Below are 17289 nucleotides of genomic sequence, written 5' to 3'. Positions count from 1 at the left end.
AATTTTATTATTGAAACAGCTCTTGTTCCCAAACCGGACCGAACCTGGTTATATTGAAAAATACTCCGCTTTGTTTATTTCCAGCTTTTTAATTTTTGAGTGCAGTGTTGTCGCCGGGATATCCAGATATTCGGCAGCTCCGCCCTTTCCTGATAACTTTCCGCTGCACCGTTTGATGATATCAATAATATAGGTCCGCTCTACCTCTTCGAGCGTTCTGCTTGCAAGGGCCACCTCTTCATTTTTAGTCTCTTTACGATCCTTGGGCAGATGGACTTCGCGAAGTACCGTTTCATTGGTTAGCAAAACGCTTCGCTCAATAAGGTGTTCCAGTTCCCTGACATTTCCCGGCCACAAATAACTTTTTAATTCCTGTATGACCTTTGGTGAAATTGCGTTTACTTTTCTACCTGCATTCTTGCTGTAACGTCCCACAAAAAAGTGGGCAAGAGGGGCAATGTCCTCAGGACGGTCCCTTAACGGAGGAAGATTTATGGGGAAAACATTTAAACGGTAAAAGAGGTCAGACCTGAACCTGCCCGCTTTTACCTCTTCTTCCAAATCGCGGTTTGTGGCTGCAATAATCCTCACATCAACACTGATGGTGCTTTTCCCTCCTACCCTTTCCAGCTCTTTTTCCTGGATCACCCGCAGCAGTTTTACCTGGGCTTCCAATGGCATTTCACCAATTTCATCCAGAAATAAGGTGCTGTTATTGGCCAGTTCGAACTTTCCGATCCGCCGGTCTGTGGCTCCTGTAAAAGCGCCTTTTTCATGGCCAAACAATTCACTTTCAATCAAATTGGCAGGTAAAGCCGCACAATTGACCTTGATCATCAGCTTATTTTTTCGCGGAGATGCATTATGGACTGCACGGGCAATCAGTTCCTTACCGGTACCGGTTTCCCCAAGCAGCAACACCGACGATTTGGATTCAGCAACCAGTGATATCAAATGATACACTTTCTGCATTTCGGCACCGCTGCCAACAATTTCAGAAAAATTGTAGATTGTCTGGATCTGCTCCTTCAAATGATCATTTTCCACTTCCAGCATTTGTTTATAGGTCAGTACCTTTTCGTTTGCCCTGATATTGGAAATAGCAATTGATATCTGGGCACAGATCCCTTTAAGAAGTGTCAGGTTTACTTCATCGGTCAGGAGCCATAGCGTTCCCAGATTTTGATTGCCAACACGAAGGGCTGCTCCGTAGGCATTTTTCAGCCCTGCTTTTTTCCAGAAATAAATATATTTGGCACTGTTTCCCTTTCTCTCCTCTTCTGCAATATTGAAAATAACCGGATGTTTGCTATTGAGCACTTTGGCCGTCAGGTATTCATCAATACTTATATTTTTTGACGCCAGTTCTTTGAAAATGGGTTCCTCACCGTAGAACATATTTTTGTCATACATGTAAGGGCTCAGGGTTACACCATCATCTTCTATGATACGGATCATGGATAACCTGATATTCAGCACGCTCTGCAATACGCTGGATATGGCTTCTTCCAGATCATCTTTTGTTCGTACCCCGGCAATATCCTGACTAAAATCAAGCAAAAAGGATTTTTCCTGTTCCTTGCTCAGGATTTTTTCATTGGCAGAAATGTTACTTGCGGCGGTAGAAAGCTGGCTGGAAATCCGCTCAATAATACTGATCGATTTAGCATCAAAAGTATTTTCCCTGTTTGCAAACAAGATCAGGCTGTGCTTCGCTGTCCCTTCATCCGGAAGTGCTTTAATCACCAATTCTCTGGCACCGGCCACATAATTAAGCCTGAACCAAAGCGGTACCTTATTGATATCAAAGGATTTCATATTCAAAACAACCGGCTTATCAGAATGCGATGCTACATCATAAATGCCGTCACTGACCGGATAAGGGTTTGAAATTGCCTCAGTGTATTTTGAAAATTCCCTGGGTTTGGATTCGGTATCCGTCAAAAAAGCGTTGTAGGTTTCACCGCTTTGATCCAGTACCGTCATAACGCTATGGGTGAAGGGAATCAGTTTTTTAAGGCCAAAATTGATCACTTGCAAAAGGCCTTTCCGGTCGCGTACCGTCACCATGTCGTTACTTAAAGATAACAGGACTTCATTAACCCTTTCTTTGTAAGTGATCTCTTCGTTTTTGATAATATTGGAAACTGCACTCGATATCAGTGGTGCTATTCCGTTAATAATATCTTTGAATTCACGGCCGAAACTACCTTTTCGGTCAGAATACATATGCAGAAACCCAATGGTCTGCATTTTGCTTCTCAGAGGTGTCATCAGTATTTCCCTGATGCCGGCTTCATAGTTTACCCTCAAAAACGCAGGGCTTCCTGGCTGGCCCATAATTTGGTCAAGAAGAAAAAATTCCGGCCCGTCAGAACTCATTACCTGATCAATGAATGGCTCGTTCAAAGGAAAATGCGAGTGAATCAGTGAGGCATACTCACGGTGATCCTTAATCGGCGACGCAATGTGGTCCAAAAGAAATGGCGTATAGGTTTCCTGCCGTTCATCTATAAGTGTGACTATGGCGTGTGTAAAATAAAACAGGCCTTTGATCCGTGAAGAAAATATGGTTATCAGGTCATTTTTTTCTCTTACCCTCGTAATGTCATTGCTTAAATCCAGAAGAATTTTTCTTTCTCTTTCGTATTGTTCAATTGGATTGATCAGGATGCCCAAAGAATGGTTTTTAAAGAAATCGGTGGATTGGTATTCAACTTTAATCTCTGATTCATCTGAGTCTTTCATTTTACTACTTATTTAAATGTTTTGGGTATCGCCTCCTTGTTCTATTATACTGTCCGGTACATGACAATCAAAATCCCGGAATTGGACAAATATCTATTTGCAGGGACTGAAAGGCAGCCGTTAAATACTGAATCCGGCCACATCGCAGTTTCCCGTTTTTAACAATCCGTTCAATCGATAGCCTAAGGCATTCCGTACATAAGCGACGTATTTAATATCACATTTTAATCAGTCCCTTTTGGCTAGCCATTACCTGGCACAGGAAGCCCGAACGGCTCAATTCCTCTACAAAAACAGGTAAGGCCTGGTAAAGCAGGTCGTACTCCGGATAGATATATTCAGGTTTTCCACCAGGAATTGCCTAATCCGTAGCACAGCTGATTCATAAAGCTTTGTTAAAAGCCGGATCGTCCAGCCGTGCCACGGATCATTCCGTCCGACTATAATAAGTCAAATAGAAAGGACAAAATGATGTTAAAACGCTTTACTGATATAGATACATCGTTTCCGGTTTTTGCAGATCTTCAATCCATCGGTCAATATGGGCCAGCAGGTTCTTCTGATCCATGCGTTCTTTTTGTTCTGATAAACTTTCGAAAACAATCAGAGCCAGGGTAAGGCTATGTACAATATCAAGCTGAAGTAACAACCCAATGCTGAAACCTGCAACAAAATTCTGACGTGCGTTCGTGGCCATTTCGATCGTTGGGGCAACCTTTTTCCTGGCCAGTACAAACTGCCGTTGTTTGGTAAACAAAATCGCCTTGGACGCAGAATAAATCAGTAAACGCGTAACATTCATCGTTCTGAAAATCGAAATGTATTTCCGGTTTAATTCATGGGTATTTTGATTTACATCCGTCGTATCCAGGTCTATTCCATTCAGTATCTGCCATAATTTGATGGCTTCATTTTCGTCCAATGCAAAGGTAACCTGACCATAAAGTGAAAAGTCGCTGATAATATCAATAGCTTCATCCACCTGAAATGACAGCTTTTTTTGAGGGTCACCCAAATAAAATATAAATTCAAAATCCTTCTTTTTTAGCGGCCTGATAACATCTGCCAGCAATCCGCTCCATAAATCGGAAGCTCCGGTATGATTTGACCAGTTATCAAATGCAATAGTCCGGCAATTTTGAAATAACAGGCGCAGTTCAGTAATGATGCCCTCGTTCCGCAGATAATGCCAGGGATAATGTTCACTGGCAACATTTTTTATGTCAAGATCAAAATTAGCCAGTGCAGTGAGGTCATGCAACTTGTTTAAGGCCAGGCTGCGAATGCCCATCATATGAAGGATTTCGGGAAGGATAAATTCACTTACATTAAAGGCATTTATATCAGGAACGGATAATGATTGTTCCTCCGCATTCCCGGAATTGGTGCGGCTTAAAAATACAGTTTCTGAAACATCAAAGTTTTGTATCCTTGACCGCAGATCGGCAAGAATAGGGCCTGCATTGATCATTTCCAGATTTAGTAATTCCATGATTCAAATTATTTAATAGTTTTTTTTATGGGTTTTCCGGCTCTCGTAAACAAGCTAGTTCGAGGCCAGTTTCTTGTTGCTTATGTTACTGGCGGCTTCAATAATAAAGGCTGCTACCTTCGCTGGCTGGGAAACCATTGGCACATGACTGGTATTTAGCTCTATGGTAGTTGCTTTGATATTTTTGGCCATTTTCCGTTGCAGATCAGGATTGATCATCCGGTCTTTTTTGGCAACTATGTACCAGGAAGGTTTGGTTTTCCAGGCTGCTTTAGCAATTTTTTCACCTGGTGCTGCGGCGGACCAGGTCCCCTGCGTAGCTAAAATAATCCTGCGTTCTGATTCCGGCAGGTCCTGCGCAAAATCTTCATGAATACCTTTCGGTGTTAACGATAGAAATCCGGATGCATCGGGCCTTACTTCATTATTTCCCGGCCCGGGAGGCAAAGTTTTTGCCACATCGCTTAATGACTGGCCACCGTCCGGGGCGAAGGCTGCAACGTACAAAAGCCGCGTTACTTTTGGGTCATTGCCCGCCTCCGAAATGACAACGCCTCCCCAGGAATGACCAACCAGCAGAACCGGCCCATCCATCAGTGCAATGGCGCGTTTGGCAGCCGCAACATCGTCTTTTAAAGAACTTAATGGATTTTGGACTGCAATAACCTTTAATCCTTTGGCTTCAAGAAGCGGGATAATTTTGGCCCAGCTCGATCCATCTGCAAATGCACCGTGGACAAGCACAATATTTTTTACACCTTTCGATTGCGCCTGAGCCAGATTTGTGTTCGAAAGAATGAAAAACGAACCAAGGAAGATGATAACAGCATTTAATTTATACATGATAATTGAGTTTTAAGTTTTCCGGAAATGAACAGATGACTTGATTGATTTAATGCCAGATATTTTTTTGTGTCTATAACATTTTGTTTGGTTAAAGTGAAGGATAAATCGCTATTCAGCAGCAATACGAAAGAGAGATCAAAGCCCGTGCCATGTTAGAAACATTTTGAAAAAGCAGCATCATTGAGTTTAAATGCCCATGAAGTTTGCAATCCTGGTAACATTCAGGTTGTATTAATCCAAATCGCGGGATAAATCCAGAACAACAGATATCTCCAAAAAACCGTATTTTTACAAATACTCGTAGTTTCCACATCCAATAAATTGGATATTATAAATAGAAGCCGAATTGAAACAGAAAAGTGAATTGAATACAGTGTATTATAAATTACCACCAAAAGATTCAAAAGTATATATCAGGTGTAAATAATCATTTTTCACTGGCATGTATTACACTCTCTGAATCAATTCATTACAGTAATTTTTAGCTTTTTATTGGCACCTATCCTGACATTCACATTTTAAAAGGATAACCAGGTTAAACTGGCCTGTTAATCAAAAGGTATAATTCTTATTCGTTAAATAAAAATTAGTCTGTATTTACAGAAAACCCTACCCGTTTTTAAACTATGCAGTCAACCCCCAATCCCTCGGCCATACCAACATCGGCCTGTAAGATTTTAATCGTTGAAGATGAATATATCATTGCCAACGATCTTGAAATTATACTTCATGATGCTGGTTATCCGGTGATTGGAATTGCTAATTCATTTGCAAAAGCGCTTGCCCTGATCGAACAGCAACGTCCCGACATGGTGCTGCTGGATATTTACCTGAAAGGTATAGAAACCGGTATTGACCTGGCCAAACAACTCGAAGAAATCAATATTCCGTTTATCTATGTATCTGCCAACGACAACCAGAGCGTACTTGAAGCTGTAAAAGCTACACAGCCAAGTGGTTATATTGTCAAACCTTTTCGTGAAAAGGATGTACTAACAGCGCTTGAAATCGGACGATACAGGCATTCGCATGGAGTTGAACTGAATTTAAGAGAAGAAAAAGCCTTACAAATTGCACTTACCGACGCCTTGTCCGATTCGGAAAACTGGGAGAATAAGTTATTGACGACAGCGAAATTGCTTCAAAAACATATTCCATTTGATTTTTTAACAATCCGCCACCAGCGTCCGGATACAACGCATACTTTCAATTTTTACAGGATTGGATTTGACGAGTATCAAATTCTGAGTGTTCAGGCCATTCAGCAGATGACAAATTTAAGGAGTGATTTCCAATTGCTGCCGTTGGATAATTTCATACAAAAAGGGCCGGCGCGATACTCCGGTGAAGGATTAAACACTTTATACCAGCAGGATCCGTACATTCAATTTTTGGCAAAAACGTTCCGGTTAGAGTCTGCACTTGTAATGCCATTTACCTTTGGAAATGGTGAACGTTTTATCATTTGTTTTTTGAACAGGAATTCCGAACCTTACCAGTCCCGTCATCAGGCTTTGCTCGAGCGTTTGGAACAGCCCTTGTTGCTGACCCTCGAACGGGTATTGGCATACGAAGAGATTGCACGGCTCAGCGAAAAGCTTAAACAGGAAAATTCCTATTTGCAGGAAGAGGTGAAAACCCTGTTAAATTTTGAGGAGATTATTGGGAGAAGCGAAAGCCTGTTACACATATTTAGCCTGGTTACCCAGGTAGCTCCCACTGATACCACTGTGTTGCTGATGGGTGAAAGCGGCACCGGAAAAGAATTAATTGCACGGGCAATTCACAACCAGTCGTCCCGAAAAGAAAAGATATTAGTCAAAATCAATTGCGCCACGTTACCTGCTAATCTGATCGAATCGGAATTATTCGGCCATGAGAAAGGAGCATTTACCGGTGCATTTGAAAAGCGCATCGGCAAGTTTGAACTGGCCCAGGGCGGAACCATATTTCTGGATGAAATCGGTGAACTTCCGCTGGAATTACAATCAAAACTGCTGCGTGTACTTCAGGAAAAGGAAATTGAACGGATCGGTGGTAAAACACCTATTAAAACGGACGTTCGGGTAATAGCAGCAACGAACCGGAATCTCGAAGAAGAGGTAAAAGAAGGCCGCTTTCGTATGGATCTTTTTTTCCGGCTGGCAACGTTTCCGCTCACTTTACCCCCATTACGCGAACGCAAAGAAGACATACCGCTGCTCGCTCATTTTTTTGCGCGAAAACTTGCCCAAAAGCAAAAAAAACCATTTTTAGGATTCAGCGACTTGGTCCTTTCCGAATTGACCAATTATACATGGCCAGGAAATATCAGGGAGCTGGAAAATGTTATTGAACAGGCCGTTATTCTTAACAACGGACAAACACTGCTGGCATTAGGCCGGCCACTGCAAAAGCGTTCGTTCGCGTTGAATCCTCCGCTCAGCCAGACTGAAAATAGTAAGGTTCACGGGCAGTTTACGTTTAGCCCACCCAAAGATCTGCCTGAAATGAAACAAATGCAGCAGGCAACTGAACGGGAATATATTCTGACTGTTCTAAAGCAAACAAACGGACGTATCCGGGGCGCCGGTGGTGCAGCTGAGCTTTTGAATTTAAGGCCGACTACATTGGAGTACAGAATGGAAAAAATGGGTATCCGGAAAACGCTTACAGTTCAGCCGCCGGGTTCCTGATGTGGCTCTCAAAGCGGAAAAAGCAAATATATTACCTGCCATTAATTATGAATTACCCTGGGTCTGTTCATTTCCTGTTTTGCTTATTCTGCCTGTACCTTTGTGCAGGCCCGGCAGGAGCACAACAGATCCCGGCAAATGAGGCCATCAGGTTAAAGAAGTCAATACGGCTGGGCAAGCCCGATGCCAATCGTGTAAAAGAGCTGCTTAAATTAAGTGATTATTATCTCAGCCGGACACTGAATCCTAAACATGACTGGGATAGCGCACTGGTACTTGCTGTGCAGGCGGAAAACCTAAGCGAACAGCTGGGATATGACAGAGGTAAAGACAATGCCATTTTTCTTCGGGGCAAAGCATATACCAGACAGCAAAAAATTAACGTCGCTCTTCCGTTGTTAAAAAACCTGAGTGATACCAGCCGCATTAAACTCTTTATAGAACTGGGCAGGATTAAACTGCGGCCAACCTATACACAAAAAGCCGACCGAGACAGTGCCATTTTACTTTTCCGTCAGGCAGAAACAGTCAGTATGGAAATTGGTAACCGTAAATGGCTCGAAGAAAGCCAGTGCCTGATTGGCGTGGCCTATCTGCTGAGTAAAGACTGGCAACAGGGAAAAGCTTATTTTATGAAGGTGACGGAAGCTCGTCGCCGAAGGGGTGATAAGGCCGGAGAAATCAGGGCCCTGCTCCGAATGGCAACGACAACATTTTGCGATGATTGCCGGGAAAATATCAATGCACTTGAAAGAGCACTGACCCTTTCCCGCCAAATCGGTGATCAGGCGCTGGAGATGCTTATCCTGATGGAAATGGGATACGAATATTTCCAGATAAGCAGCGGGGATACTAAAGAATCGGAGCCAAAAGCGCTTCAGGCACTGGCCATTCAAAATAAGATCGGTTTTAAACCACTGGTCAGGGCATATCATGCGCTGGCAGAGGAAAGCGTTTATAAAATGCCGGGTGAATATGGCTACTTATCCAACGCCTATTATTTTATGTCCGACCTGAGCCAGGCAAAAGGCGACTTAAACCAAAAACTGTTTTACATTCTTAAAGTTGTCAAAAGCGTAGAAAGCAGCGGGCAGACTGAGGAGCTGGATTATGCCTATTTTAAGTTGGGGAACGCCTATTATGAACTGGGCCAGTTTGACAAAAGCATGGAATACCACCGGAAATCTTTAATGCTCAGCCATCAAAGGGGCATGTTATTTATCCAGGTAGGCATAGCCAGCAGAATGGTTGTGACTATGCTTAAACAAGGAAAAGCAACAGAAGCGTTACAATTTTTGCAGGACATTACGAGTAAAAACCTGCCGTATACCTACGAGGATAATCTGCTGATGGCACATTGTTACGGAGCCTGTTACAGCGCGTTGAATCAGTACAAACTGGCTGAAAAGTATTACCTGGAAAGTGTTGCATGGAGTAAAGAGATCACTTTCGGTTTTCAGTATTCTGCCTGGCGCAGGATCAGCCAGTTTTATGTCGCAAGCGGCCAGTATGATAAAGCCGACCAGTATTTGAAAAAGTTGCTGGCGGCCCCGCCAAAAAAGATTATTCCCAGTCATCAGATAGAAGTTTACCTGATGCGTTTCAAGGTGGATTCAGCGCAGGGCAAATATCCGTCGGCCATTCAACATTACCAGAAATACAAAGCCCTGAACGATTCGGTTTTCAATGAGAAAAAAAGCAGGCAAATTTCCCAGCTAAGTATCCAATACGAAACGGAAACAAAAGACCAGGACCTGAAACTCAAACAGCAGGCCATTCAGCTATTGACCGAACAAAGCCAGCGTCAGCAAAATCAGTTACAACAGGCGGCGATCATGCGCAACAGTATCATCGCGGGTGTTATTCTGCTCATCCTTTTACTGGGTTTAGGGGTCAATCGCTACCAGCTTAAACAGCGAAACAATAAATTGCTCGAAGCCAAACAAATCGAAATCAACCGTAAAAACTATTCTCTGGAACAGATTGTACAGGAAAAAGACCACCTATTAATTGATAAAGAACAGTTACTGGTAGACAAAGACCATCTTTTGGAAGAACGGGAATGGATGCTAAAGGAAATGCATCACAGGGTAAAAAATAATTTGCAGATTATCACCAGCCTGCTTCATTCACAGGGCTCCTTTCTCAAAGATAAAGAAGCTTTGGCTGCGATCAGGGAAAGCCAGAACCGGGTTCATGCGATGGCACTGATCCACCAGAAACTTTACCAGGCAGACCGGCTGTCGAGCATTCCGATGGTTGATTACATTAAAGAAATAGTCGATTATTTAATTGCTACGTTCAACCGCGGAAATACAATACAAAAAAAGATAACAGTTGCTCCAATCGATCTGGATGTTACATTCGCCGTTCCATTAGGACTGATCCTTAATGAAGCGGTAACAAATTCACTCAAGTATGCTTTTCCCGGTGATCGAACCGGCATTTTAACCATTGAACTGATTGAAGAAGGCAGCAAAAAATACCGGCTTTTTATAGGCGATAACGGGGTTGGATTTCCATTAGATTTAAATCCTGGCCGCAGCCGTACCCTTGGGATGAGTTTGATCCGTGGTTTAAGTGAACAGATTGAAGGAACGCTGAACATCAGCCAGGATCAGGGTGTACAGATTAACCTGACCTTCGTTGAAGAAAAAATTGCCCGGGTTCCTTCCTGACAAGGACGTAGTTCTTAAACACGAGTATATTACCGGTCCTCATAGCCTTAACCTTTTAAAATTTTCATTTGCTCGTTATGATTAAAAAAATTGGAAAGCGGACGATTCTGACCTGTATGGTCATTGGATTTGCCTGTATCGGAATATTTTGCTCGTTTACAAATATGCAATTCAGTGATAAAACGACAAAAATCAAAGACCGTCCAAAAATCGTCAACATTGTCAATTTTATCCGTTTGCTCGAACCCCGGGATTCGCTTATCACGCAGGATGTATTGTACCAGACTGTTGTGAAGCAGGTTGAAATAATGAAAAAGTATAAACTTGGCGGCACTTTTCTTTTGCAATATGACGCACTGATTGACCCGCGATATCAAAAATTGCTCAAAGAACTGCCTGCTGATTCCTTTGAGATCGGGGCATGGTGGGAACTACCGCAGCCATTAATTGAAAAAGCCGGACTGAAATGGCGTGGCCGCTTTCCGTGGGACTGGCACGCGGATATTGGCTTTTCCACTGGTTATACGCCTCAGGAACGTGAGAAGATCATTGATGTGTACATGGCGGATTTCAAAAAGTTCTTCGGCTATTATCCAAAATCTGTTGGTTCATGGTTTATCGATGCGCATTCACTGAATTATATGTATGACAAATATAAGATCGTTGCATCGGCCAATTGTAAGGACCAGTACGGCACCGATGGATATACTTTATGGGGAGGATACTGGAACCAGGCTTATTATCCAAGCCGTATAAATTCTTATATGCCGGCACAAACGGTTGAAAACCAGTTACCAGTACCTATTTTCCGAATGCTTGGCAGTGACCCGATCCGCCAGTATGACACTGGACTGGGATCAAAAAGACAGGGTGTGATTACACTGGAACCGGTGTATCCCGAGGCGGGAGGAAGTGCGACCTGGGTGAACTGGTTTTTCAAAGAATTTGTCGAGGGTGAATCCATGGCATTCAACTACACTCAGGCCGGACAGGAAAATTCCTTTACATGGGATGCTATGTCAAAAGGATTTGAAATTCAGATGCCGCTTATTGCCAGGTTACGGGATGAAGGCAAGATTAAAGTGGAAACTCTTGAAGCTTCCGGATTATGGTTCAAAAAGAATTTCAAATTAACGCCCGTTACTTCTTTCACTGCCAATCATGATCTGCCTGGCGGTGACCTTAAAACCGTATGGTTCAACAGCCGCTTTTACAGATTAAATCTGCTCTGGGAAAATGGAGCGCTGCGCATCCGGGATATTCACATGTTTGATGAAAAACTACCATCGGCCTATACGACGCAAAAGGCGACTTCCAATGAGTGTTCGTTTTTTACACTTCCGATCGTAGACGGTTATTTGTGGAGTAAAAATGAAGATTTGGCCGGCTTACGATTTAAAACCATTGTAGACGGTAAGGAAATTTTAATCAAAGGCGGCGATCCGGTTATTTCAAATCCATCCGAAGGTAAACTGCTGGTTTCATGGCCACTTACTACTTTTAAAGGAACATTGGTCATTGATATTAGTGAAAAACAAATGACGGTTTCCATTACAGGCGAAAATGTGGGAAAATGGTTTCTGGATCTAACAGCACCAAAAGCTGAAAACCTGCCTTTTAAAAGTGTAAAATCTGCACAGATAGACTGTGAATTTGAAGGGCTGCCCTACTCTTTAAACGCAATTGCCGGATCATTTTCCAAACCAGGTAACGATAATATTTTCAGGATGTCTCCAAAGGGAAATGTTTTGACACTCGATTTATCGAATGGCAGAAATGTGAAATAATCCTCGGATTGTCAGCAAAAAACCGGCTCTGAATATAAACAGTGGCATTGTTTTTGTCAAACAACAGATTATAAATTACCCATGGTTGCCCCATCAGATATCGGCCGGCTGGCGGCACAGCTTTTAACAGTACCATTAGAAAATACAGGATTACACAATATTGATGTTGCCCGGGCATTTTCAACAGCGCTGAATAAAACGGTGAAGGCTGTTAAAGTTCCTTCTGAAAATTGGAAACAAACCCTCACTGGTATGGGTTTTTCGGATAAAGCAGCCGTGGCAATGGCAAATATGACCGCAATTACGCTTAATGAAAAGTATGAGATCTCCTGCGTGTTACATAAAGGCAAAACTTCATTGGAAGCTTACATATCTGAACAGGTTAATATCAAAGCATTTTTACGATCACTTTGATGAAATATCATAGTTCAGTGCAGTGGGCGCCATGCCAAATTTTTTCTTGAAAGAATGTGAGAAGTGTGACAGGCTTTCAAAACCCAGGTCGAGGTAAATAGCCGAGGGTTTCTGATGTTTGGTTTCGATGAGGTGTTTTGCTTCGGTCAGGCGTTTGTCCTGCAGCCACTGACGAGGCGGAGCGCCGAACGTTTTCAGGAAATCTCGTTTGAAGGCGGCCAGGCTGCGGCCGGTAAGCTGCGCGAATTTTTCAATAGGAACGTTGAAATGGAAGTTACTGACCATGAACCTTTCCAGGTCGATCTTATAAGGTTCTGAAAAGTCGAATAAAAAATTGCAAAGTCCGGGCATGGCAAGTAGTAGTAATTTAACTCCTTCCTTCACTTTCAGAATACCCATTTCGTCTGTCATGGCTGCTCCGGAGTTTCGGGCATACGGAACAATTGATTGAAAATATCCCTGCAGGAATTCGTTGGAAGGAATCAGGATATTGGGCGGACCGATGTATTTCCGGTCCGCTCCGAGCTTTTCTTCTAACGCGATTTTGCGCAGCAGGTCTTCCTGCAGGGATATCACGATAGTCTCATAGTTCCCGCCAGGCACCATGCCTCCGGGCACCGTGCCTCCGGGCACCGGTGATTTAGTGAGCGTACCCAGCTGATTTCTTCCTATCAACAGCATTTCTCCTCCGGTCATCGAAATGTTTTGCGCGGATGTTTCCAGCATGAATTGTCCCGAAACCTGCAATACTAAGGTATGGTGGTTCCAGAAACATACTTTCTCTTTCCGCTCAGCGGAGAGGTAAGAATAAAAGATCACTCCCTGAAGAATTTCTGCTGGACTCGTCATTTAGCGTTGTAAGTAAGTGCCGCCAAGTATAGCGCCTATTGCAAAAGTAGTGTTTAGGGTTGTCATTTCTTCCTGTGTAAATTCAATATCCATTGCTGCTATATTTTCCGGCAACCGTGACCTGCGGCTCATGCTTACCAATGGCATAATATGCTCGCCCTGCTCCTTCACCCAGGCTATCGCAATCTGTGTTGGCGTATAGCCTTTATTGCTGGCTAATTGCTTTAAGACTTCGACTTTTTCGAGGTTATTAATTAAGTTTTCACCCTTAAAACGAGAGAAATGGTTACGGTAATCATTTTCTGGAAGTGGAGCTTTCATGTCACCGGTCAATAAGCCTTCGGCGGTATTGGCAAAGGCCACTGTCGCAATGCCTAATTCCTTAGCAGTTGGCAGCAATTCATTTTCTATCTGACGTTCAGCCAGCGAATAACCAATCTCCAGCGCGCTTATGGGGTGTATGCTGTTGGCTTTACGAAGTTGTTCAGCCGTAATTTCCGAAACACCAATGTGACGCACTTTACCTTCCTTAACCAGGTCGGCGACCGTTCCGATGATGTCTTCCACCGGCACGCTGTTATCCATACGGCTAGGCTGGTAGAGGTCAATGGTTTCAATACCCAAACGGGTCAGAGAAAAGTTTATAAAATTTTTAATAGCGATGGGTCGCAGATCCATTCCCAGCCACTGGCCATTGTGAAAAATAGCGCCAAATTTTACGCTGATGAAGGCATCGTCGCGCCTTCCTTTAATGGACTTTCCTACCAGCATTTCATTATGGCCGGCACCGTAAAAGTCACCGGTGTTCAAAAAATTAATACCTCTGTCAAGGGCTTCCCGGATCGTAGCAATACTTTCTGCCTCGTCGGGTGTTGGCCCGCCCCAGATTGACGACATACGCATACAGCCTAAACCAAGTTTAGACACTAACGGGCCGTTTAGACCCAACTGAATTTTTGTGTTGTTTTTCATGATACAAAGGTCATAATTCAACAACCATGCCAGTTTCCTCTACGGCTCAAATAATTTGCCCGTACGGCTCACTAGAAGTTGACTATAACTTCTTTAACAGACTTTATCACGGATTACATTGTATTGCTATCGGCTGTCGGCACTTAGCTATCAAATTTATGCATAGAATAAGATTTTGGACAATTACCGGAGCGGCCCCACCGAATGCCGATGACAATACAAAAGAATTTATGATCAAGTCTATTCATTTCTTAAACTTTTGACCGGATTAATTAACGCGGCTTTCATCGCCTGAAAACTGACAGTAAGCAGGGTAATTGCCAGTGCACCCGATATGGCTACCGCAATAATCCACCACGAAAAGGTGATCCGGTAAGTGTAATGGTTCAACCAGTCATTCATCATATAATAGGAAATTGGCACTGCCAGCAAACAGGCTATAATGACCAGCACCACAAAATCTCTGGAGAGCATCTGCCAGAGGTTGGCTACCGAAGCACCAAGTACTTTGCGGATTCCGATCTCCTTCCGGCGTTGTTCGGCAAAAAAAGAAGCCAGACCGAACAGGCCCAAACAACTGATAAAAATTGCCAGGGTTGCAAAAACAGTAGCAAGTTGCCCGATCCGCTCTTCGGCCTGGAACTTCCGGTTATATTCCTCACTGGCAAATTTGTATTCAAAAGGACTGCCGGGATTATATTTTTTAAAAACAGGTTCAAGCGCAGCCAATGCCTTTGATGTGCTTATTACAGGGTTGAGCCTGACGTGGATAAAATAGGCCCAATCCTCTCTGAGCAGAAAAATTGTTGGCTGGATCGGCATAAAAGGAGATCCCATCACAACATCTTTAATAACCCCGATAATTGTATACTGATCGCCATTCCACTTAATGTTCTTTCCGACAGGCTCTTTTACGCCCATAAATTTAACAGCGCTTTCGTTGAGAACAAGGCCTAGGGTATCGGTTGAAAAGCTGCGCGAAAAATCACGGCCCAGTTTGAATTCCCAGCCAACGGTTTTGCCGTACTCATGTGTAACACCGACTGTACCGAAGTCGCCCTGTTGGTCAGGATCTTTGCCCTGCCAGTCGAAACTGGCATCACTGCTCCATACTTCCGAGGTAGGGCTGGACGATTCGGCCATATTAAGTGCAGCACCCGTTTGAAGCAGATCATGTTGAATCGCCTGGTAATGGCCCCGGAGATCCGAAGTGTTCATACTGATGGAAAGTAACCCAGACCGGTCAAAACCAACAGGCCGGTTTTTGGCATACTGAATCTGGCGAAGAACGATGAGTGTACCAATAATCAGTGTGACCGATACCGTGAACTGAATAATGACAAGCACCTGTCGCGGTAAAGCAACCAACTGCCCGAAACGAAACCGCAGCGATGAAACCGTACCTTTAAGTACCTGAACCGGCCGGAAACCCGACAAATACAATGCCGGATAACTGCCTGCCAGTAAGCCGGTAAGCAAGGTAAAACCAAGCCCAAATATCCAGCTTTGCCGGTTATTCCATGGAAAGATTATTTTCTTATCCGCTATTTGGTTAAACCAGGGCAAAAGAAGAAGTACGAGCAAAAGGGCAAGAACAAAGGCAATAATTGCCATAAGCACCGATTCGCTGAGGAACTGGGCAATTAACTGGCCGCGTAACGAACCGACAGCCTTGCGGATACCGACCTCCTTAGCACGTTTCCCGGACCGGGCGGTTGACAAATTCATGAAGTTGATACATGCAAGCAAAAGCACAAATCCGCCAATGATTCCGAATAGCCACACAAACTGTATGCGCCCCCGAACAGGCATGCCATTCTCCCATTCGGAATAAAGATGCCAACGGCTCATCGGATGCAAAAAGACTTTCGGGTTAAATCTGGCTTCTTCTTTCGCATGACGGGCTTTGATACCCTCAATTTTGGCTGTAACCTGCTCAAAACTGGCTTGGGATGCTATTTGTACCAATAGCAAAAAGGAGTTATTTCCCCAGTTGGTTTCTGAGCGTTTCACCCATGCTTCTTCCTCCACGAAAAACTTCCATGGGAGTAAAAAGGACACATTGCGAAACTCAGTAGTAAAGGGCAGGTCTTCATATACACCAGTTACTTTAAAATAATGTTTGTTATCAACCTTGACAAGTTTATTAAGAGGGTCTGCATTGCCAAATAAGGCTTCCGATATAGATGCGGACAACAGGACAGAAGTCGGATTATCCAGTCCTTTGGCTGATCCTTTTATCATCTTTAAAGACATCATCAGCGGGAAATCCGGTTCTACACAGTTACCCGTTTTGGTAAAATTGTTTGAGCCGTAAGTTAAAATATGATCTTCTGTCCATGACGACAAAGCGATATATTTAAAGTCGCTGGCATATTCAGTCTGCAAAGCTGCACGCAGGGGAAGCGGTGTAGCAATACTGGTGTTAGTAGTTCCGTTGGAAGTCTGGTGTTGCATTACCCGCGCAATGCGTTCATAATTTTGGTGATACTTATCGTAGGACAACTCATCCCAAACCCACAGGCTGATCAGTACCGCCGTAGTCATCCCGACAGATAAACCGACGATATTAATTGCTGAAAATACACTGTTTTTGGCAAGGTTGCGCCAGGCAATTTTGAGGTAGTTTTGTAGCATAAACGATGAATAAGGGTTTTTACACACCACAAAATCCTTACCAGGACGCCCAAAGTGGCGTAAAATAGCATAATAGGCACATTACCAGATTAAATTGTTTATTTCCCTGTCCGAAAATGAACAACATTTTGTTCAGTCCTGAACATCTTGTACCGATTATGAATACAGAAAATGCGGTTAAATCAAATATA

Annotated in this window: 10 protein-coding genes; 4 read left to right on the top strand and 6 right to left on the bottom strand. The window is 43.4% G+C overall.

The genetic code is table 11. The features are described from left to right. Positions 1 to 48: 48 nt before the first annotated feature. From KZC02_RS26945 to KZC02_RS26935, 3 genes are all read right to left on the bottom strand, one after another. Positions 49 to 2748, bottom strand: coding sequence for a sigma 54-interacting transcriptional regulator (locus KZC02_RS26945; RefSeq protein ID WP_221391498.1), 2700 nt, complete (start codon positions 2746 to 2748; stop codon positions 49 to 51). Between the two features lie 484 nt (positions 2749 to 3232). Beyond that, a complete protein-coding gene (locus KZC02_RS26940) occupies positions 3233 to 4240 on the bottom strand; it encodes a hypothetical protein (RefSeq protein WP_221391497.1) in 1008 nt (335 codons plus the stop codon). Between the two features lie 54 nt (positions 4241 to 4294). Beyond that, complete coding sequence (locus tag KZC02_RS26935; protein WP_221391496.1) at positions 4295 to 5083, bottom strand: alpha/beta fold hydrolase; 789 nt, start codon at positions 5081 to 5083, stop codon at positions 4295 to 4297. Positions 5084 to 5712: 629 nt separating this feature from the next. On the opposite strand from KZC02_RS26935, the gene KZC02_RS26930 reads away from it, so the two are divergent. The 4 genes from KZC02_RS26930 (at position 5713) to KZC02_RS26915 (ending at position 12640) form a co-directional block, all read left to right on the top strand. Beyond that, positions 5713 to 7761, top strand: a complete 2049-nt coding sequence (locus KZC02_RS26930; RefSeq protein WP_221391495.1) for a sigma 54-interacting transcriptional regulator — start codon at positions 5713 to 5715, stop codon at positions 7759 to 7761. A 47-nt stretch (positions 7762 to 7808) separates the two neighbouring features. Next, positions 7809 to 10439 carry a histidine kinase dimerization/phosphoacceptor domain -containing protein gene (locus KZC02_RS26925; protein WP_221391494.1) on the top strand — a complete coding sequence of 877 codons (2631 nt, stop codon included), beginning with the start codon at positions 7809 to 7811 and terminating at the stop codon, positions 10437 to 10439. 77 nt (positions 10440 to 10516) lie between these two features. Next, positions 10517 to 12226, top strand: coding sequence for a hypothetical protein (locus KZC02_RS26920; RefSeq protein WP_221391493.1), 1710 nt, complete (start codon positions 10517 to 10519; stop codon positions 12224 to 12226). Between the two features lie 81 nt (positions 12227 to 12307). Continuing rightward, positions 12308 to 12640, top strand: coding sequence for a hypothetical protein (locus tag KZC02_RS26915; protein ID WP_221391492.1), 333 nt, complete (start codon positions 12308 to 12310; stop codon positions 12638 to 12640). On the opposite strand, the gene KZC02_RS26910 is transcribed toward KZC02_RS26915, so the two are convergent. The 3 genes from KZC02_RS26910 to KZC02_RS26900 all read right to left on the bottom strand — a co-directional run bounded on the left by KZC02_RS26910 (position 12632) and on the right by KZC02_RS26900 (position 17098). Next, complete coding sequence (locus KZC02_RS26910; RefSeq protein WP_221391491.1) at positions 12632 to 13489, bottom strand: AraC family transcriptional regulator; 858 nt, start codon at positions 13487 to 13489, stop codon at positions 12632 to 12634. The genes KZC02_RS26915 and KZC02_RS26910 overlap by 9 nt on opposite strands. After that, positions 13490 to 14461, bottom strand: coding sequence for an aldo/keto reductase (locus tag KZC02_RS26905; RefSeq protein ID WP_221391490.1), 972 nt, complete (start codon positions 14459 to 14461; stop codon positions 13490 to 13492). It lies immediately after the preceding gene. Between the two features lie 240 nt (positions 14462 to 14701). Beyond that, positions 14702 to 17098: an ABC transporter permease gene (locus KZC02_RS26900; protein ID WP_221391489.1), complete on the bottom strand. Its 2397-nt coding sequence runs from the start codon at positions 17096 to 17098 to the stop codon at positions 14702 to 14704. Positions 17099 to 17289 lie beyond the last annotated feature (191 nt).

Source organism: Dyadobacter sp. NIV53, from assembly GCF_019711195.1.
Classification (GTDB): Bacteria; Bacteroidota; Bacteroidia; order Cytophagales; family Spirosomataceae; genus Dyadobacter.
Note: the sequence above shows the minus strand (reverse complement) of the source record. Positions and strands in the feature narration are given on the sequence as shown.